Below are 17,566 nucleotides of genomic sequence, written 5' to 3'. Positions count from 1 at the left end.
AAACCTCCTAGTTCTTAATTAAACCGGTTTAATAAATAAAAGCTTTCCGCTCTATTTCATGCATTCCAAAGTCCCGAATAAAATTAAACCGGTTTAATACAATTGAGGAGGTGGAACGTTTTTCAAAGTACCAAGAAATAATTTGATGGCAAATTCAATTATGGAGGGGTTATCTTGAAAAGAAACATGGTTTTCTTACTTTTATCCATTATCATGGCTATTACTGTTTCAGGTTGTGATGATAATTCATCGCCAAATAAAGTAACGGATGCAGACAAGGGCGCTAAAGAAGCTCCAATGCTCGCATCGCTTGTAAGCGCAGGCTCACTGCCGGCTTTAGCTGAACGTATGCCTATTCCGGCGGATATCAAAGTTGAAGAGGTTGTTGAGGAAATTGGACAATACGGCGGAGACTGGAAAATGCCGTGGATGGGTCCAAGTGATAAATGGGGCGTCGGACAGCCCACAGAGGAAGCGCTCTTTCGCTTTAACAAAGAAGGAAACAAGGTAGAACCCAATGTGGCCAAAGGTTTCGAAGTAAATGCCGATTCTACGGTATTCACCATCCATTTGCGCGAAGGCATGAAGTGGTCTGACGGTGTGCCTTTTACAGCGGATGATGTTCTTTTCTACTGGGAACACATGCTGACGAAGGGAACCTTCGGCAAAAAGACGTATGATGCATATTATTCGGTTGATCCCGTTACAGGCGATAAAGCATTGGCGGAAGTGAAGAAGATTGATAATTACACGTTCACCGTCACACATAAGTACCCGAGTGTGCAGTTCCTGGAGCGTGTCGCAATTGACAACAAATGGTTTTTTGCACCCGCACATTTCCATAAAACAATTCTTCCCGAATTCGTAGGCGATGCCAAAACGCTTGAAATCACGAAGAAATGGGGCTATGAGGACCCCAAAGTCTTCCTGGTGGAAACAGGCTACTATGACTGGTTACATAAAGAGATTCCGACACTTAGAGCGTGGGTACCTAAAACAGATCCGAATAGCGATCAGTTCATTATGGAGCGCAACCCTTATTTCTGGAAAACGGATTCAAAAGGGAAACAGCTGCCTTATATCGACCGTATCGTTGCGACGAAGATTCAGGATCCCAGCCAGAAATTATTAGGTAAGTTATCCGGGGATTACAATCTAGTTGTATTTGATTCTAAAGATTTCACTGTCTTGAAGGAAAATGAGAAAAAAGGCGATTACCGGGTTATACCTTGGACACAGCCAGCGTGGTCGAGTTCAGGTATCCAATTAAACCAGACAACCGAAGATCCTAATCTGCGCAAGCTGTTCCAAGATATCCGATTTAGGGAAGCGCTATCCATTGGAGTCAATCGTGTAGAAATTTCAGAAATTGTTTCCAATGGACTTGCTGAGCCTATTCAAGCTTCCGTTCCTAAAGGTGTTATCGGGTATCAAGATGGATGGGCGAAGCAATGGTCCGAATTCAATCCGAAACGTGCCAATCAGATACTGGATGAGATTGGGCTGACGACACGTGATAAGAATAACTTCCGCAGATACGCGGATGGCTCGGATTTGACGCTCACGATCATTGAATCAAGTACCGATTCTGCCGCATTCCTGGAGCTGCTTAAGAAATACTATGAAGACATGGGACTGAAAACCAATATTAAGGTAGTCGATGGAGGCACACACTTTGATTTGAAGTATGCCAATAAGATTCCAATCACGACAGAGAATATCTCGGTTGCTAATGTGGCATTTCGTCCTGATACGCTTGTGCCGTTGCGTGTTATTACGCCATGGTTTGGGCATTATGGCCTTTACAGCTCTTCTGGAGGCAAAGAAGGGGTTAAGCCTGAGGGGGATGTAGCGAAGATTTTAGAAATCTGGGATAAAATCAAAGCGAGCAAGAGTGTCGATGATATCAATAAGCTCAGCAATGAAATCGTAAAGCTGCATCAGAAGAACCAATGGATCATCGGATACGCAGGTCCAACACCAATGCTGATTGCAGCAGCTAACAGCATTCACAATATCCCGAAGGATGCGGTGTGGGCGGATGAGTACCGCTCATTAGGTCAAGGGCATCCATCGCAATTTTTTATCAAGAAATAGCACTTGAGGGTAATAGCAACAATAGCGGGGAATACAACTTCCCTGCTGTTGCTTTCTCATCAAGCTTCAAATTGTTACGGAGAGGATAGGATATGAGATGCTGCAATACATTTTAAAACGAATCCTATTGGTCATTCCTGTTGTTATCTTTATTTCCTTTATTGTCTTCTATATCATCCAGCTGCCGCCAGGTGACTATGTTTCCAGTTATTCGGCCAAAATGTCCGCAGCTGGCGATGTGATGACTACGGCTGAAATGGATGAGATGAGGGCAAATTTGGGATTGGATCGTCCGGTGTACGAACAATATTTGGTGTGGATGAAAAAAATCGTGCTGCACGGTGATTTCGGATTTTCATTTAACTATAATAAACCGGTTACAGCTGTCATTCAGCAATATATGGGCTTAACGTTGGTCGTCTCGCTGGTTACCATGCTTTTTCAGTACGCTGTGGCGATTCCAATTGGTATTTATACAGCAGTAAAGCAGTATAGCGCAGGAGATTATATCTTCTCTGGACTCAGCTTTATTGGGATGGCAACGCCTAACTTCCTTCTCGCTATTATATTAATGTTTCTCTCTTATAGCTGGTTTGGTGATCCTTTGCTGGGCTTGTTCTCAAGTGAATATGTCAATGCCGCTTGGTCACTGGACAAGGTGATGGATCTTATGAAGCATTTGGTCATTCCCGTCATCGTGATTGGACTTTCGAGTACGGCGGATTTAATCCGTGTCATGCGAGGTCAGATGCTGGATGAGTTGAATAAACCGAACGTCGTAACTGCTAGAGCGAAAGGCTTGTCAGAAATAAAGATATTGCTAAAATATCCGACAAGAGCAGCTTTAAATCCTATCGTCAGTACGTTCGGGTGGTCGTTATCTTCTATTTTTACGGGTGCAACCATTACAGCCATCGTGTTGAATTTGCCTATACAAGGTCCCGTGATGTACAACGCCCTTTTAGGACAAGACATGTATCTTGCAGGTTCCTGGCTGCTCTTTATGGCTTTGTTAACGGTTGTGGGGACATTAATCTCTGACATTTTACTTGCGTGGCTAGATCCAAAAATTCGTACAGAGTTCAGGGGAAACTAACCGATGAGAACAATTCCTGTATTCAGAAGATCCAAAGTTCAACCTATCCATCCGGCCAAAATCAAAGATGCCAACTACAGCTCACAATGGCGGCTCATATATCTCCGTTTCAAGAAGCACAAGTTGGCGCGCATAAGCTTATTTGCCCTGGCTTTGCTGTATGCTGTCGCATTGTTTGCCCAGTTTATAGCCCCCTACGGATTGCAGAGTTATGACAGCAAATACGTAAATGTGTCTCCCATGGGGATTAGATTCATAGATGCGGAGGGCAAATTCCATATCAAACCGTTTGTCTATGACCTGAAGTCTGAGCGTGATCCGCAAACGATGCGTAAAATATTCGTGCCGGACACGGAGAAACGCTATCCGCTTCAGCTTTTTGTCCAAGGAGAGAAGTATAAGTTTCTCGGATTGATTCCAACGTCAACGCATTTAATAGGTGTGGAGGAGCCAGGGCGCGTATTCCTGCTAGGCACAGACGGGATGGGAAGGGATATGTTTTCCCGTATTGTACTTGGCAGCCAAATATCGCTTAGCATCCCGCTTGTAGGTGTGGGAATCAGCTTCGTGCTGGGCTTGATTATCGGAGGCATCTCCGGATATTTCGGAGGCTGGCCGGATGCGCTCATTCAGCGGGTCATCGAAATTATTCGTTCGTTTCCAACTCTTCCATTATGGATGGCATTATCTGCTGCTATTCCACCGCGAATACCTGTAGTGACCATGTATCTGTACATCGTTATTATATTTGCTTTCATCGGATGGACCGATTTGGCAAGGGTGGTTAGAGGCAAATTCATCTCACTTAAAAATGAGGATTATGTCATTGCTGCGAAAATTGCAGGCGTTGGCAATACCAAAATCATTGTTAGGCACCTTTTGCCTGGATTTATTAGTTACTTGGTCGTGGCTACAACATTGGCGATTCCTGGTATGATCCTCGGCGAAACCGCGATGAGCTTTCTAGGTCTTGGTATTCGTTCGCCTGCTACCAGCTGGGGGGTATTGCTTCAAGAAGCGCAGAAGATTGAAAATGTCGCCTTGTACCCTTGGAAGCTTTTCCCGCTGGGAATTGTCATCCTGACTGTATTGGCGTACAACTTCCTGGGCGATGGATTGCGAGATGCCGCAGATCCTTATAAGAAATAACCGACTAAAATAAGAGGCAAGCGAGGGGATAGCATGACGACTCAAGCGGCTCAGACTGAGCAGCCCTTACTGTCCGTTCAGAACCTTAGAATTCGGATTCAGATGGATAATGGGGAAATGAATGCGGTGGACGGGGTCGATTTTGAAATCCATAAAGGAAAAACATTGGGACTTGTAGGCGAATCCGGTTGTGGTAAAAGTCTGACCAGCAGAGCGATTATCAGTATTAATCCCAAGGAATGTGAAACGACGGGAAGCATTGTTTATCATTCTCAATCTGAAGAGTCCTTGAAAAATCTAAATTTGTTGTCTTTAAATCCGACCAGCAAGCAGATCCGTTCCATTCGCGGGCGGAAAATTGCCATGATCTTTCAAGAACCGATGACCGCTTTCTCGCCTATGTATACAATCGGCAATCAAATTATGGAAGCGATTCAAATCCACCGTACCAAAAACAAAAAAGAAGCCAAAAAGATTGCCCTCGAAATGCTGGCCAAAGTGGGAATATCCGATCAAGAGAAGCGATTTGACCAATATCCGCATGAGTTTTCCGGAGGTATGCGGCAGCGGGCGATGATCTCGATGGCACTATCTTGCAATCCTGAACTGTTGATTGCTGATGAGCCAACAACAGCGCTCGATGTGACCATTCAAGCTCAGGTGCTCGAATTAATGCGTGGACTTCAAGCGGAGTTTGGGATGGCTATTCTGCTCGTCACGCATGATCTGGGCATCATCGCACAGATGTGTGACGAAGTAGCCGTCATGTATTTGGGCAAGATTGTCGAACAGGCGCCTGTCAAAGAAATATTTTATAACCCAAAGCATCCGTATACGAAAGGCTTGCTGAAATCTATGCCAAGATTAGGAGGAGGCAAGAGCAAGCGACTGGACTCTATCGAGGGATCGGTTCCAATGCCAATCAATATGCCTCCCATGTGCGGATTCTTTGATCGTTGCAAAGATCGAATAGAAGGTGTATGCAACACGAAGGTAGTTCCAAGCACTCGGATTTCAGACCATCATATGGTAAAATGTTTTCTGTATTCGGATCAGCGTGAAGGAGAATCACAATGACCAAAACAATTCTCGATGTGGTTAACATGAATAAGGATTTTCAAGTAAAATCCAAGACTTCTCTATTTCGCAAGCCTACTCCAGTACGTGTGCTGAACAATATTTCTTTTGAGTTAATGGCAGGTGAAACATTAAGCATCGTTGGCGAATCCGGCTGTGGCAAGACTACGCTTGGCCGCTGCATCGTCAGAGGGATGAACGTATCCTCGGGTGACGTGATTTACCATACGGAAGACGGTCAAAGCATTGACTTTCTCAAGTTAAAAGGCAAAAAATCCAAGCAATTCAGAAAAGATATCCAGATGATATTCCAGGATCCGTACTCCTCGCTGAGCCCGCGGATGAGCGTATTCGACATTATTTCTGAACCGTTAACGGCTAATTTTAAGCTGAAAAAATCGCAAATCGAAGAAAAGGTAATGGAAATTGCAGAAAAGACGGGGTTAAATGTAGGCTATTTGAAGCGTTATCCACATGCTTTCTCAGGCGGACAAAGACAACGTATCGCGATTGCCCGCGCACTTATTACACAGCCTAGACTCATCGTTTGTGATGAAGCTGTATCCGCTTTGGACGTTTCCATTCAGGCGCAAATTATTAACTTGCTTAAGGACCTGCAGGAGCAGTTCCAAATTACTTATATTTTTATTTCACATGATCTTTCTATCGTGCAGAACATATCGGACAGAGTCGCGGTCATGCACTTGGGAAGAATTGTTGAGCTGGCAACAACGGATTCGTTATTCAGCCAACCTAGGCATCCCTACACAGAGGCACTTATGTCGGCAGTACCTCAGCCTGATCCGGAGCTGAAGAAGAATAGGATCATCTTGGAAGGCGAGGTTCCGAATCCGGCAAATCCGCCAAGCGGCTGCCACTTTCATCCAAGATGCGCATATAGAACAGATAAGTGTGTAGAGGAAGTTCCGCAGCTCCGTGAAGTAGGACATAATCACTTCACAGCTTGTCATTATGCGGAGGAATTAAATCTGAGGGGTGCAGAGAATGAAACAGCAAGCGGAATCTAAGGCCGAAGAAAAGAAATTAATTGTTTTTTTGGATTGTGGAGATACAATTATCGATGAGGGTACTGAAATACGCGATGAACAAGGGATTGTGATTCATGGCAAAGTGATTCCTGGCGCGGATATTATGGTGAAGACACTTGCCGAACGAGGTTACAGGCTGGCTCTTGTCGCCGACGGCGATGCGCAATCTTTCAAAAATTTACTGACCCAGAATGGCCTGTATGATTATTTTGAAACATTGACCTATTCAGAGCCTGTCAAAGCTTCAAAGCCCAGCCCTCGCATGTTTAAGGCGGCAGTTGGCGCAATGGATCTAAGCGAAAAGGATTATTCGCGAATCATTATGGTTGGAAATAACCTGAGCAGGGATGTCAGAGGAGCTAACCAATTAGGAATAACCAGTGTTTTCCTAAGCTGGACCCAGCGATACCCGAAAGCACCGGCAGATGATTGGGAAATTCCGAATTATACCATAAGTGAGCCGCAAGCCTTGATTGATTTGGTGGAAGTACTTAATTTACAATTAGCTTGAATCTGCTTGGAGGGGATGTTACTGCACAATGGCAAAAATCGACGATGTCGCCCGTCTGGCGGGAGTTTCCAAAGGAACCGTATCCAATGTATTTAGCCAGAAAAGAGCTACAAGTCCAAAGGTGACGGAAAGAGTGTTGAGGGTTTCCAGAGAATTGAACTACGTGCCGAATCACACTGCAAGGAGTTTAGTCACTAAGAAAACAATGGCGATCGGCCTTACGATTCCACACGGGAATTTCTTCTTCAGCGCCTTTCATAATCAATTCATCAACGGAGTTATTCTGGAGGCTTCTACTTATGGATATCGCGTACTGCTGGACATGATAGCTGTCGAGGAGGTCAAGACACCTTCCCTTGCCAGTTACCCCATTGACGGTGCTATTGTGCTAGGTCCAACGAAAGAAGATAGGCGTATTCAGCTGCTGCATCAGAATCAAATTCCTTTTGTCACGGTTGGCAAAATCATGAATCAAGGCATTGAGGACGTTTCTACCGTAAATAACAACAATGACAAAATTATTCGTGATATATGCAACTATTTGATTAGCAAGGGTCATCGAAACATCATGTTTCTTAACGCGGGTCAGCAAATGACCGTTTCTATTGTACGGACAGAGGCGTTCATTCATGCCTTGGAGGCACATCAGATCGAGCTTCAACCGCACATGATTCATTACAAGCCGCTCATATATTCAGAGGAATATATGAGATATGGTTACGATGAAACGTACAATACACTAGCAAATCTCGAAGAAAAGGTGACCGCCATTATCTCAGATGATGACCGCACGGCATTCAGTGCGATGAATGCACTGAAGGATCTCGGTTACAGCGTACCGGAGGACATCTCATTGTTCGTCATCTGCGGTGATCTTTCTATGATGCATCAAGTGACGCCTTCCTTAACGGGAATGGATTTGCAGCCTTCGGAGCTGGGTGTTCAATCCGTCAAGCTGCTCATGCATAAGTTGTCTGTCCTAGAGGGCGAATTTACGAATCATTGGATCGTAGATAGCAAGATTGTTGAGCGAGACTCTTGTTCATCGGTATGAGCATATGCCTATTGTTTAGCAGGCTGCTAAACTTCCTTAACAAAGAAACCACGAATAAACTTACAGAAGAGGGCAACCTCTTCTTTTTTGTTTTTCCTAATAAATTGGCTCCGAGATCAACTGCAGATTCATTCTACAAGTCGTGTAAGACGGAGAGTACAATTTTCCCATTCTACATTCTTGTCTAGGTCATGCTGCTAATCACCACCATAAAATGAAGAGACTTGTTGTTGAAGGAGGTAATGCTGAGGTTTGGATTTGGCATGATGCAATAAGTGAGGCCTTTATTTAGCATGTTTTAAATTAAGCTGATATGATTTTTAAACGAGGAGGAATCAGGAATGCAACCCATCTATCCAATATGTGCAGATTCATGCAGACCCTACATTGGACAACAGGTATGTGCAGTTCTTCATGATGGCACTCAGGTTGTAGGAACGTTAGACAATGTCTCAGGACATGGATTATTTATTAACCAGGGTTTCAACAATGCTACAGTTCTTTCAACCAAACCTGGTAAAGTAAAAAAAGAGCTGAAAGTACTCAAAAACAAGGCGCAAACCACAGCTTGGGGCTTTGGCGGTTATAACCCATTATTGTGGTCATCCATTGCTTTATTATTTCTTTTGCCATTTTTCTTTATTTAATAAAACGAGCGCGCACCGGAATTTCAATCGGTGCGCGCTGCTTCTAAATCGAATTGCTTTATTTCACTAACACAAACTTATCCGCATTCTCGGTATATCGGTACTTCCTGAGACCAATATCCTGATTCAGCACCGTAAACATTCCTGATGCTTCTTCGTAGGACACTACATCTTGTTCGCCTGCCCCAAGCGCCTCTCGTACGCTGACCCAGTATAACTGCTCCGCGTTTTCCTTGAAGATATAAATCTGTCCAGTTGTATTAGAAACAGCGATTGCTTCTTCCAATCCATCCCCGTTAAGATCGCGTTCGTACATCGTCGCATTATCGAACTCCAGATAACTGGCCATTCCTCCGTTTTGCTCTCTATTATAATAAGTACATACACGGATACTATCGGCTCCGCATACTAGCCATATTTTTAGAGCCTGGTGACCAAAAACACGCGTGACTGCCATCTGAGCATCGTAGAGGTTAGCAGTTCCAAAGTCATAAATAACCTCAGGTCCGGTTAAGCCGTCAACGGTGTAACCAAAATGTTCGTCCCCTTTTTTGAAGTATGGCAGCTTGGGGTCATCCTTAATCGCCTTATATTTCAAGAGGGTGCCAAAACCGTCCATATCCTTTTTGCTCAGCACTTCGATATCAGCATAGGGGATCTTGTAGATCATCCGATTGTCATAGGCGTGCAGCGGGTTCACCTTATTGCCCAATCCAGGCAGGATGTCGGGGTCGTTCATGGAAATTATGCTGCCATTGCCAGTGATTCTGGCATCGAGCAGCTTATAAGCAAAAGGATGCTCCTTTATATCAATACCCGAAATGGAATGAAATGGAGTTCCTGCCGGAGGGGATGCGGATTGCTCGCTTTTTTTAAATAAAACCCCTTCATTTGTTACAAGAAGCAAGGACAATCCCAGTGCCATGCATACCACTATTGCCGCGAGCACTTGTTTAACCGACTGCAAATACCGCGTTTCGCGTCGATCAATCTTGCTTAGTACAGACCGCTTTAGTTCCTCATCAAATGGGGTGCTTGCTATTGAGCCTTTTTTTGCAATCTCGTACCAAGCTGGTTTGGGTTCACTCACGTTCATTTTCCCTCCATTTCTTCTCTACCATTTTGCGCGCGCGGCTAAGTCTTGACTTGACCGTGCCCTCCGACACATTCAATAGGCGAGCCATTTCGGACATCTTAAGATCATGTTCCAGATCCAGCACAAGGACTTCACGAAGTTTGGTTGACAAGCTCATCACAATTGCCCAAATATCCCTGGCCGATTGTTCGCCCAAAAAAGCCACTTCGGCGGACGCCCCAGTAGCGTGAGGCTTCACTTTCTCAAACAATATAATGCGACGCACATAGCTTGACCTGCGCACATTGATCGCTTCATTCCTCGTAATGGACAATAACCACGTCTTCAACGAGGATTGCCCGCGATAGGAACCGATATGGTTGTACACCTTAATAAAAACCTCTTGGGCCACATCGCTCGCCTGCTCGCGGTTTCGTGTGATCGCATAAGCATATTTCCACACATCAGGCCCATACTCGGTCATCAGATGGTTCAGATCGGTTTTGTCTATGTGATTCATATAGGTCAGATATTGATAATCCATCTGTTCACCCCCATCCTATTAGACAAGAGTAGGTCTAGAGAAGTTCCCTTGTTGTCTTGAAAATTTATTCTGAATGCACGAAATTTGAACTAAACTGATTGGAGAAAAGCAAAAAAACCGCTATTGCGGTTGAAAGGTTGTTTCAAACTTTATGAGAAAAAATAAGGAAGCATAACACTAAGAAATACGATCAGTACAATTACACTGCTAATTCTACTCATCAGAATGTAAGCATCACTTGGTTCTGAATCACCATTAACCATCCAACCATATCTCAAACGCCAACCAAAAGTAGGGTAAAAGATGTTCAACACCGCAAAAATTATGAAGAGAAAACAAATGAAAATCATTTTCATCAACTCCTTTTATAATCATACGCTTCAAAGGAGCAATTGTTTCGATGATGAAGGAAACGACAACTAGAGGAGGAATGATGGGTTTCATATTCTAAGCTGGATTTTCGTTGTATAATAACAAGAAGGAAATGGTAATTCATACATATTTACATGTTGATAAAAGGATGTTAGGTCACTAACTCAATCAATGAAAGCACGATTTTAAATATATGGTGATTATAAGATGTGGGAGTGAATGAGGTGAACGAAAAATGAATAAAATAATTGATTGCATTACGGAGTTATTAAATAATGTTGATTATTTTTCTGAAATAGCCGCAGCAGTTGATTTAAGAAAGTACGTGTTTGATGAGATAGATTCGTTTAAATATCCAGTTGGTGTGAATTATATATCTATTAATAAGTCATATGTTGATGATTATCAGCAAGCCTATAGCATATTGTTTATTAAATGGCTTTATTCCGAAAATGAATGGAATCTGGATGACGAGTCAATTACAGAAGCAAGATGGGCTGAAATTTTAAAAACTATTTGGATCCCTAGTCATCACAAAAACTTAAACATAAAGCAGTATAGTCCTTTAGAATTTATTAATGAAGTAACAGATTGGTTAAATCATAATGAATTTCCAAAAGAACGAATTGAGCAATTTAGAGCTCAACATAGTCAGGCAAGCTTAATAGAAGTGATTGATATATATGCGTGTCATCATTGTTTTGGAGAAACAGAAAATAAATTTTTTGTTTGCGAATTTGGTTGTGGCTACGATTAAATTCCATGATGAGTTTCATGCATCGAACTTTCGCAGAAAAAGAAAGAGACCGCCCTTTTGACGAGGAACGCGGTCTATTGTAACGCCTTGCCTATAAGTCTAAAGCCAACCGCCCTTAAAAGCAGCTATCGTGGTGCGGGAGTGTAGACGTTGACTCGTTTGCACTCTCTTTTATTGTACGCTTGTAAATGCTGAAGGGCAGCTCTGAATAATATGTTGTTTTATCTAATAAAATAGATCTATTGTGGATTATTGAAATGAGGAGGGAGTGAGGAGGATGCGTGATGGGAAAGTTCATAAATCTAGTCAAAACACGCCACAACCAAAAGACATTGCCCCCAGTAGTAAGAAAGAATCTACGAGTAATCATTTATCTCTTGGTAATTTATCAGGCAATATGATTACACAACTTCAACGTACTGTTGGGAATAAAATGGTAGGGCAATTACTCACCAATAATAATGTTATCCAGCCTAAAAGATTATATAAAGATGTCCCAAATAATAGACAGGGAACAGATAGCAGAGTTCAAGAATTTTCGTCGTCAACTCATGCAACAGTTTTCCCTGATTCTCAAGCTTTTGCAGGTAGTTTGGATTATGAATTTATAAGTCCAAGGTGGGTCTCTTCCTTTCATATTACACAAGATGGAGGACGAAACCGAGCCTATTATACAGATGAGGGAGATTTAATTGATACACATCTAAATCGTGGAGACGAGAAAGCTTTAAGTGGCTACGCTGCTCGATACCAATCGATGTTAGATGGGGTAGATCACTATACGGATGATGAAGCAAGGGATGAAGATATTGTTTTGCAGGACGCTGAGGACTCAGCCAGAATTGCGGCAGCAACTGCGGATGCTGAGAGGAAAAAGAAGCAGACTGCACGTACGAATAATTTAATTGTTGAAACCATAAAGGCATCCGAAGATTTCAATCTATCACCAGAGCAAATCATAACTAAATGGTTTGTATTTTTCAGAGCAAATAAAGCTAAAGATGGCATTCCTGACATAACTCAAGATAATTTCGTTGCTAGATATGAACATTATCAAAAACAACTTAGAGATCGCGCGGCGAAGAGAGCACTAGAAGCAAACACTGTACCAGACCTAGAGCAAGAAAATGACGATAATAATAAGAAGCGAAAAGTAGATGATGAGAAAAAGGAGGAGAAGAAAGAAGCAGAAGTAGATAAATAAAATGGGAATAAGCAAAGTGAAACAACAAAGAACGGCAAAAAGAAGATAACAATCGAATCGTAGGAGAGAAAATAGATAATGACGTGGAAATTAGATAGCGCTGTTGAAATTCATAAAGAGTCACCTTATACGTTTTATCTTCCAAGCGATCAAGTAATAAGTCAACTGAAGGTAGGCGATTTAGTTAAGCTAATATTCATGGCAACGGAGACATTTGATAATGGATGTCAAGCTGAAAGAATGTGGGTGGAAATCCTTGAGCGAGATGAAACTGACTTCCGTGGGAAGTTAGCTAATCAGCCATACTATTTGAGTTCACTTCAGCATGGTGACTTGATTGATTTTAAATCAGAACATATTTGCAGCACTCAGCTAGAGGATCCGTATTCTAAGGACATGGACTATTATTTTGACAAGAAAATTACAGTAAGTAATGACGTATTATCAAGAAATGAGTTTAACTTCATGTTACGTTTCGACCCAGATAATGAGCATGATTTGGGATGGGTTTTCTTTAGTGGATATGAAGATGATGAATTTTCTGCTAACTCAGAGAATTTTCAAGTGATTTCAGTTGGAAAGATGTTAAATATGGATGATTCTATTTTGGAGTTTATTGACGTTTCCGAAACCTTGCATTGTGCGTATGAGAGAAACAAAGATACTGGGAATCTTACGAAAATTGAAAATTATGACTGGAGCATTCATGAGTAAATACAAGTGATGAAAAGAATAGTTTTGTTTACTTTAAAGGAGGCGTTGATAGTTGAGAAATCTACTCAATTTACTGGTTACTTTGATAGTGTTTTGGATCGGTAGTGAGTACTTCAACCAATACATATCTATCGCAGACACAAAGACATTGATACTTGCATCTATCCTTATGTTTGTTATTAGCTTCCTATATAGTTTGATGCTAGCTGCGTCGATGCTTTCAATTGTTGTGGGCATTGGTTGTTTAACAACACCTTTGCTTATTCTAGCGTCCATTATACTAACACCTATAAAGTTGTGGTTGCTTGATAGGTATTTATCTGGTTTCGAAGTTCATGGTTTTTGGACATATGTAGTACTTTCTGTTGTGTTGAGTATTTTTACTACGAAAGTAAAGTCTTTTAAAAAGGAAAAATAATGAGAGGCAATTAAATCAAGAATTTCATTTGTAATTGAAGTTTAATGGGGGAGGGCGACTTAGACGCTGGCGGCCATTTAATTGAAGTGGAGTATACGAGTGAAACACCAGAAAATGTTGTAACTGTTAGAAAGACGTAACGATAAAATCGAACTTTCAATGGTAACAGGAATTTAAATCAGAAAGATAATCAAAGGTGACCCTTATGGCTTTACAACCATTGCGAATCCCCACAGGCTGGAAAGTGAATTGGAATGTGTTTGACGAAGCAGACCCTGCGCACTTTGTTGAAGAAGATACATCGTTTTGCTGGAACTTTAGGGAGGACTTATTACAACTACAAAAAGATAATATTACGGTTGATTTAGGTTGGTATCCCGAAGCCAAAATGGAAGGGAATTATGTATTGCTTCTTATAAAAAACGAAGATTGGGAAAATCCAGTTATCCGTTTTGAATCAAGAGATATTGCAGTTATTACTCATGAAATAGAACAACTTCTATTATGATTTATGAGGAAGGAAACGAAGCTGAATTGATTTTTAAAAGGATGTTGGCATGAGCATATGACAATAGATAGAATTGATGAATTATTGCATTTGTACGGTTTAGTACCAAAGCTAAGTAAATTAGCTGATATACGTACCCTATTAGTTAATGAACTGAATAATCAGGAATTTGAAGACAACGAATATATAAAGACGTTATGTATTCAATTGTTTATTATTGGTCAAGTAGAGGATAGCATCTTAATTTGGAAGGCAAAAAAGAAGAACTTCGATACATTTTGTTATATTGATGTTCAGTTGCTTTGTGGGGCAGGGTTAGAGCAAACCAAAATGTATTTGGGAGATGCTAATATTTTTGATGCCCTAGATGCACTTGCGTATTTGAAAAAAGCGGAATTGGCAAAGGATTTTGTTGGTTTTAGTAGAGAGAATTCAATAAATTTTTACCTTGGATACTACGGACTAAGTTGAGCAGCGCTTACTTTTCATTAAAATTAATTGAACAATTTCCATTCACAGAACTAGGGAGAATTGTTGCATTACCAATAATATTTATAGTAAACAATATCATCATTATTATCGTAATAAAACAGAAATACAAACAACCTCGTTATACTCTTAGATATGTAGCAATTGTCTTATTAACAATTGTAGTTTCTATTTTATTTTATCCTCAAGAGAGTCGTCCATATGTTGTAAAGCAAATTTGAAATGCTGTTTTTAATTAGATAGAACATAAAGAAATTTGTAGAGAATATTCAGAAGGTAATAGAAAATAAACGGAGATTTTATGGAGTGTGCAAATGAATACTATAAGGAAAAAGGCATATAACATATTAATATATCAGGCTTTTCTTGACATAAAGAATTTTGGGGAGTTAAGCGAGGAAACATTTAATAGGAATATGCGTATTGCTCATGCCTTCCATAATCTAGCTGAGAGTGTTGCTACCGAGTTTAAAGACTTCAATGAAGAAAATTTTTGGTGTGTTATTGATTCACTTGAGGTTCAGTATGATTTATATCATTACAAAAAAATCTTTAATGAAATGGTTAATGCTTTGAACGGGGAGGAATAGCCATGATTTACATAACAGGTGATGTACACGGCAGCATTAGTATTGGTCGAAGGCTCAACACTAAAAATTTCCCCGAACAAAAGAAAATGACTAAAGATGACTTCGTGATCATCTCAGGTGACTTCGGCTTAATTTGGAATGGTGACAAAGAGGATCAGTATTGGCTTAAATGGCTTCATAAAGAGAAGCCATTCACAACGCTGTTCATCGACGGAAATCATGAGAATCATGATATGCTGGACGCTTATCCAGTTGAGATTTGGAACGGTGGCAAAGTGCATAGAATCAATGATAGCGTGATTCATCTTATGCGCGGCAATGAGGTGATGCCCCATGACAACTCAAAAAGTACCCAATAGATTAGCCAAGGAAAAATCCCCATATCTGCTGCAACACGCATACAACCTGGTCGACTGGTTACCTTGGTCCGAAGAAGCTTTCATGAAAATAGAGGCAAGTAATTATATTATAATAGTGGAGGGAAATTATTTGAATGGAAAAAAACGAAGAGATTAAAGTAAGTTTTAATAAACAGCATGACAGATTCTAGTGAAAACTATAAATCGTATATATCAAATTGGCTTAATGATAATTTTATGTATTTTTCATCAGACTTTTTATCAATACATGTACCAATATCACCTGATTTATCAATTGATCCTTATGCTATGATGAGGCAAAACATAATTGACTTAAAATTAAACAATAATGAATATAAAAGTAGGGATGATAAAAATGCATTCTTCAATGTCATTATTGAAAAAGTATTTCGTGAAATAAATGATGTTTTATTGAAGTGTTTAAAAACGGATAAAGAGTCTATAATGGAATTTCTATACGGTTCTTTAATTTATAACAGATACTTAGGTCAAATGATAGTAAAGAAACAGGATGGTAAATGTGTCATAATAGATAATAATAAAGACGATTTTTTGCAAATATTATTTACTGTGATGGAATTATCAGACGATAACTGTAGAGAAATAGAGCAATATATTGCAACTCAAGAAGATGCTATAGAATTGCTAATTAAGATATCATATTCATGTGATTTTTCAGAAAATAATGATGTAGTAAAACGTGATCTTAAAAAAGTAAATAAGCTCTTCTCTCTAAGCCATCTTTTAGTGTTACTAATTCATACTAAGCAAGATTTAACAATTGGAATAAATAAGGATAAAAAGGTATTTGTTGATAATGATGGAATCATAGACGTGATTGAGGCATTTCAATGGGGCAATTTGAGTTTAGATAACTATAATTATAAATTTTCTCAAAATTTTGATGAATACAGTAGAATTAATATGAATCAGTTAAGTAATAGCATTTTGCAAGAACTTGGGTTCAATTTGGATGATGTTAATATACTTCAAAAATATTTGATTTCTAAAATGAGAGAATTAGTAGTTGTTGCTGATGAAAGTGAATGGATGGAGAAATTTTCAAAACTGAGAATGAATATGGACAGAGCACTCAAGTTGTTTGAATATTTCAAATTTAGAAAGTTTAGTGAAATTATTTCGTTAGAACAATTACATAAATATGTAAATGCCAATTATTATCCAATGCTGTCTCAAAAAGTGTACATTGAATCAAATCATTTATATATATGCTATACGGCTCAAGCTGTTTACGCTTTAGAGTATTTTAGAAGCAATGTTTTCAATAATCCACATAAATTTGTAGCAAACAAAAAGATTGTAGATAAAGTTTCCAACTCGTTTTGTGATTCCATTGCAACTAAATTAAAAGCTTCTTTCGAGGAAGCCCAAATCACTTTAAATTACCATTTTTCGCAATCATGTCCAAGTGATAGAGAAATTGATATAATATTTGTTCTGTATAACGTTATTTTTCTTATCGAATGCAAAAGACTAAGTTTTCCACTGAGTAACACCGGAATACATAACGAGTATAAACAACTAATTGGGAAATATACTTATCAGTTGAATGCAGAAATTCAAGATTTTCTAAAATACCAAGAGAGAATAAAAGCTCACTTGCAATCCTGTAAATTAATTCAATTTAATAAGAATATTGATTACAAAGTAAAGGAAATAATTGTAGTGAAAGAATTTTCGCCTTCACAAATTCATAACAATTCAATCATTCGAGAAGATCAACTCATCCAATATATAAAGGATTATATTAACCTTATTTGATTGATGGATGAGATTTTACAAGTTGGGAGAAGAAAAAGCGATTAGTCCAACCC

General features: G+C 39.9%; 21 protein-coding genes. 18 read left to right on the top strand and 3 right to left on the bottom strand.

All coding sequences use genetic code 11. From position 1 onward, the window contains the following. Positions 1-174: 174 nt before the first annotated feature. From HQN90_RS01345 to HQN90_RS01310, 8 genes are all read left to right on the top strand, one after another. Entirely contained in the window at positions 175-2,097 is a 1,923-nt protein-coding gene (locus HQN90_RS01345; RefSeq protein ID WP_246361987.1) for an ABC transporter substrate-binding protein, read from the top strand. Between the two features lie 97 nt (positions 2,098-2,194). Beyond that, the gene (locus HQN90_RS01340; RefSeq protein WP_173215749.1) at positions 2,195-3,193 is read left to right on the top strand and encodes an ABC transporter permease; all 999 of its coding nucleotides are present in this window, start codon (positions 2,195-2,197) and stop codon (positions 3,191-3,193) included. A 3-nt stretch (positions 3,194-3,196) separates the two neighbouring features. Continuing rightward, positions 3,197-4,342 (top strand): ABC transporter permease, encoded by a 1,146-nt coding sequence (locus HQN90_RS01335; RefSeq protein ID WP_173215747.1) that lies wholly within the window; start codon positions 3,197-3,199, stop codon positions 4,340-4,342. Positions 4,343-4,375: 33 nt separating this feature from the next. Then, entirely contained in the window at positions 4,376-5,419 is a 1,044-nt protein-coding gene (locus HQN90_RS01330; RefSeq protein WP_173215745.1) for an ABC transporter ATP-binding protein, read from the top strand. Continuing rightward, positions 5,416-6,447 (top strand): ABC transporter ATP-binding protein, encoded by a 1,032-nt coding sequence (locus HQN90_RS01325; protein ID WP_173215743.1) that lies wholly within the window; start codon positions 5,416-5,418, stop codon positions 6,445-6,447. The genes HQN90_RS01330 and HQN90_RS01325 overlap by 4 nt, the downstream gene beginning before the upstream one ends. Beyond that, positions 6,425-6,979 carry an HAD family hydrolase gene (locus HQN90_RS01320; RefSeq protein WP_173215741.1) on the top strand — a complete coding sequence of 185 codons (555 nt, stop codon included), beginning with the start codon at positions 6,425-6,427 and terminating at the stop codon, positions 6,977-6,979. The genes HQN90_RS01325 and HQN90_RS01320 overlap by 23 nt, the downstream gene beginning before the upstream one ends. Positions 6,980-7,007: 28 nt before the next feature. Beyond that, the gene (locus HQN90_RS01315; RefSeq protein ID WP_173215739.1) at positions 7,008-8,033 is read left to right on the top strand and encodes a LacI family DNA-binding transcriptional regulator; all 1,026 of its coding nucleotides are present in this window, start codon (positions 7,008-7,010) and stop codon (positions 8,031-8,033) included. Between the two features lie 341 nt (positions 8,034-8,374). Next, positions 8,375-8,680 (top strand): hypothetical protein, encoded by a 306-nt coding sequence (locus tag HQN90_RS01310; protein ID WP_173215737.1) that lies wholly within the window; start codon positions 8,375-8,377, stop codon positions 8,678-8,680. A gap of 58 nt (positions 8,681-8,738) precedes the next feature. Here the strand turns inward: HQN90_RS01310 and HQN90_RS01305 are convergent, their stop codons facing one another. The 3 genes from HQN90_RS01305 to HQN90_RS39505 form a co-directional block, all read right to left on the bottom strand. After that, entirely contained in the window at positions 8,739-9,770 is a 1,032-nt protein-coding gene (locus HQN90_RS01305) for a hypothetical protein (RefSeq protein WP_173215735.1), read from the bottom strand. Then, positions 9,763-10,299 carry an RNA polymerase sigma factor gene (locus tag HQN90_RS01300; RefSeq protein WP_173215733.1) on the bottom strand — a complete coding sequence of 179 codons (537 nt, stop codon included), beginning with the start codon at positions 10,297-10,299 and terminating at the stop codon, positions 9,763-9,765. Before HQN90_RS01300 ends, HQN90_RS01305 begins: the two co-directional genes overlap by 8 nt. 149 nt (positions 10,300-10,448) lie before the next feature. Then, the gene (locus tag HQN90_RS39505; protein WP_338042260.1) at positions 10,449-10,649 is read right to left on the bottom strand and encodes a DUF6199 family natural product biosynthesis protein; all 201 of its coding nucleotides are present in this window, start codon (positions 10,647-10,649) and stop codon (positions 10,449-10,451) included. A gap of 257 nt (positions 10,650-10,906) precedes the next feature. Here HQN90_RS39505 and HQN90_RS01295 point away from each other — a divergent pair, with 257 nt between their 5' ends. From HQN90_RS01295 to HQN90_RS01250, 10 genes are all read left to right on the top strand, one after another. Then, on the top strand, positions 10,907-11,428 hold the full coding sequence (locus tag HQN90_RS01295) for a hypothetical protein (RefSeq protein WP_173215731.1): 522 nt from the start codon (positions 10,907-10,909) through the stop codon (positions 11,426-11,428). 277 nt (positions 11,429-11,705) lie between these two features. Beyond that, the gene (locus HQN90_RS01290; protein ID WP_173215729.1) at positions 11,706-12,632 is read left to right on the top strand and encodes a hypothetical protein; all 927 of its coding nucleotides are present in this window, start codon (positions 11,706-11,708) and stop codon (positions 12,630-12,632) included. Between the two features lie 78 nt (positions 12,633-12,710). Continuing rightward, positions 12,711-13,346, top strand: coding sequence for an immunity protein Imm33 domain-containing protein (locus HQN90_RS01285; RefSeq protein WP_173215727.1), 636 nt, complete (start codon positions 12,711-12,713; stop codon positions 13,344-13,346). Between the two features lie 52 nt (positions 13,347-13,398). After that, positions 13,399-13,764, top strand: a complete 366-nt coding sequence (locus HQN90_RS39835; RefSeq protein ID WP_173215725.1) for a phage holin family protein — start codon at positions 13,399-13,401, stop codon at positions 13,762-13,764. Positions 13,765-13,969: 205 nt separating this feature from the next. Next, on the top strand, positions 13,970-14,272 hold the full coding sequence (locus HQN90_RS01275; RefSeq protein WP_173215723.1) for a hypothetical protein: 303 nt from the start codon (positions 13,970-13,972) through the stop codon (positions 14,270-14,272). Between the two features lie 57 nt (positions 14,273-14,329). Further along, complete coding sequence (locus HQN90_RS01270) at positions 14,330-14,743, top strand: hypothetical protein (RefSeq protein ID WP_173215722.1); 414 nt, start codon at positions 14,330-14,332, stop codon at positions 14,741-14,743. A gap of 332 nt (positions 14,744-15,075) precedes the next feature. Then, positions 15,076-15,351, top strand: coding sequence for a hypothetical protein (locus HQN90_RS01265; protein ID WP_173215720.1), 276 nt, complete (start codon positions 15,076-15,078; stop codon positions 15,349-15,351). A gap of 2 nt (positions 15,352-15,353) precedes the next feature. Then, positions 15,354-15,710: a metallophosphoesterase family protein gene (locus tag HQN90_RS01260; RefSeq protein ID WP_246361985.1), complete on the top strand. Its 357-nt coding sequence runs from the start codon at positions 15,354-15,356 to the stop codon at positions 15,708-15,710. After that, positions 15,685-15,867, top strand: a complete 183-nt coding sequence (locus tag HQN90_RS01255) for a DUF255 domain-containing protein (protein WP_173215718.1) — start codon at positions 15,685-15,687, stop codon at positions 15,865-15,867. The genes HQN90_RS01260 and HQN90_RS01255 overlap by 26 nt, the downstream gene beginning before the upstream one ends. Before the next feature lie 20 nt (positions 15,868-15,887). Further along, positions 15,888-17,513, top strand: a complete 1,626-nt coding sequence (locus HQN90_RS01250; protein WP_173215716.1) for a hypothetical protein — start codon at positions 15,888-15,890, stop codon at positions 17,511-17,513. The last annotated feature ends 53 nt before the right edge of the window (positions 17,514-17,566 follow it).

Source organism: Paenibacillus alba (assembly GCF_013204855.1).
In the GTDB taxonomy this organism is placed as follows: domain Bacteria; phylum Bacillota; class Bacilli; order Paenibacillales; family NBRC-103111; genus Paenibacillus_E; species Paenibacillus_E alba.
This window is presented reverse-complemented; position numbering and strand designations above follow the sequence as displayed.

Coding starts and splice junctions, on each gene's coding strand:
- HQN90_RS01340 (WP_173215749.1), top strand. CDS start 2,195: ATGCTGCAATACATTTTAAAACGAATCCTATTGGTCATTCCTGTTGTT.
- HQN90_RS01335 (WP_173215747.1), top strand. CDS start 3,197: ATGAGAACAATTCCTGTATTCAGAAGATCCAAAGTTCAACCTATCCAT.
- HQN90_RS01330 (WP_173215745.1), top strand. CDS start 4,376: ATGACGACTCAAGCGGCTCAGACTGAGCAGCCCTTACTGTCCGTTCAG.
- HQN90_RS01325 (WP_173215743.1), top strand. CDS start 5,416: ATGACCAAAACAATTCTCGATGTGGTTAACATGAATAAGGATTTTCAA.
- HQN90_RS01320 (WP_173215741.1), top strand. CDS start 6,425: ATGAAACAGCAAGCGGAATCTAAGGCCGAAGAAAAGAAATTAATTGTT.
- HQN90_RS01315 (WP_173215739.1), top strand. CDS start 7,008: ATGGCAAAAATCGACGATGTCGCCCGTCTGGCGGGAGTTTCCAAAGGA.
- HQN90_RS01310 (WP_173215737.1), top strand. CDS start 8,375: ATGCAACCCATCTATCCAATATGTGCAGATTCATGCAGACCCTACATT.
- HQN90_RS01300 (WP_173215733.1), bottom strand. CDS start 10,299: ATGGATTATCAATATCTGACCTATATGAATCACATAGACAAAACCGAT.
- HQN90_RS39505 (WP_338042260.1), bottom strand. CDS start 10,649: ATGATTTTCATTTGTTTTCTCTTCATAATTTTTGCGGTGTTGAACATC.
- HQN90_RS01295 (WP_173215731.1), top strand. CDS start 10,907: ATGAATAAAATAATTGATTGCATTACGGAGTTATTAAATAATGTTGAT.
- HQN90_RS01290 (WP_173215729.1), top strand. CDS start 11,706: ATGCGTGATGGGAAAGTTCATAAATCTAGTCAAAACACGCCACAACCA.
- HQN90_RS01285 (WP_173215727.1), top strand. CDS start 12,711: ATGACGTGGAAATTAGATAGCGCTGTTGAAATTCATAAAGAGTCACCT.
- HQN90_RS01275 (WP_173215723.1), top strand. CDS start 13,970: ATGGCTTTACAACCATTGCGAATCCCCACAGGCTGGAAAGTGAATTGG.
- HQN90_RS01270 (WP_173215722.1), top strand. CDS start 14,330: ATGACAATAGATAGAATTGATGAATTATTGCATTTGTACGGTTTAGTA.
- HQN90_RS01265 (WP_173215720.1), top strand. CDS start 15,076: ATGAATACTATAAGGAAAAAGGCATATAACATATTAATATATCAGGCT.
- HQN90_RS01260 (WP_246361985.1), top strand. CDS start 15,354: ATGATTTACATAACAGGTGATGTACACGGCAGCATTAGTATTGGTCGA.
- HQN90_RS01255 (WP_173215718.1), top strand. CDS start 15,685: ATGACAACTCAAAAAGTACCCAATAGATTAGCCAAGGAAAAATCCCCA.
- HQN90_RS01250 (WP_173215716.1), top strand. CDS start 15,888: ATGACAGATTCTAGTGAAAACTATAAATCGTATATATCAAATTGGCTT.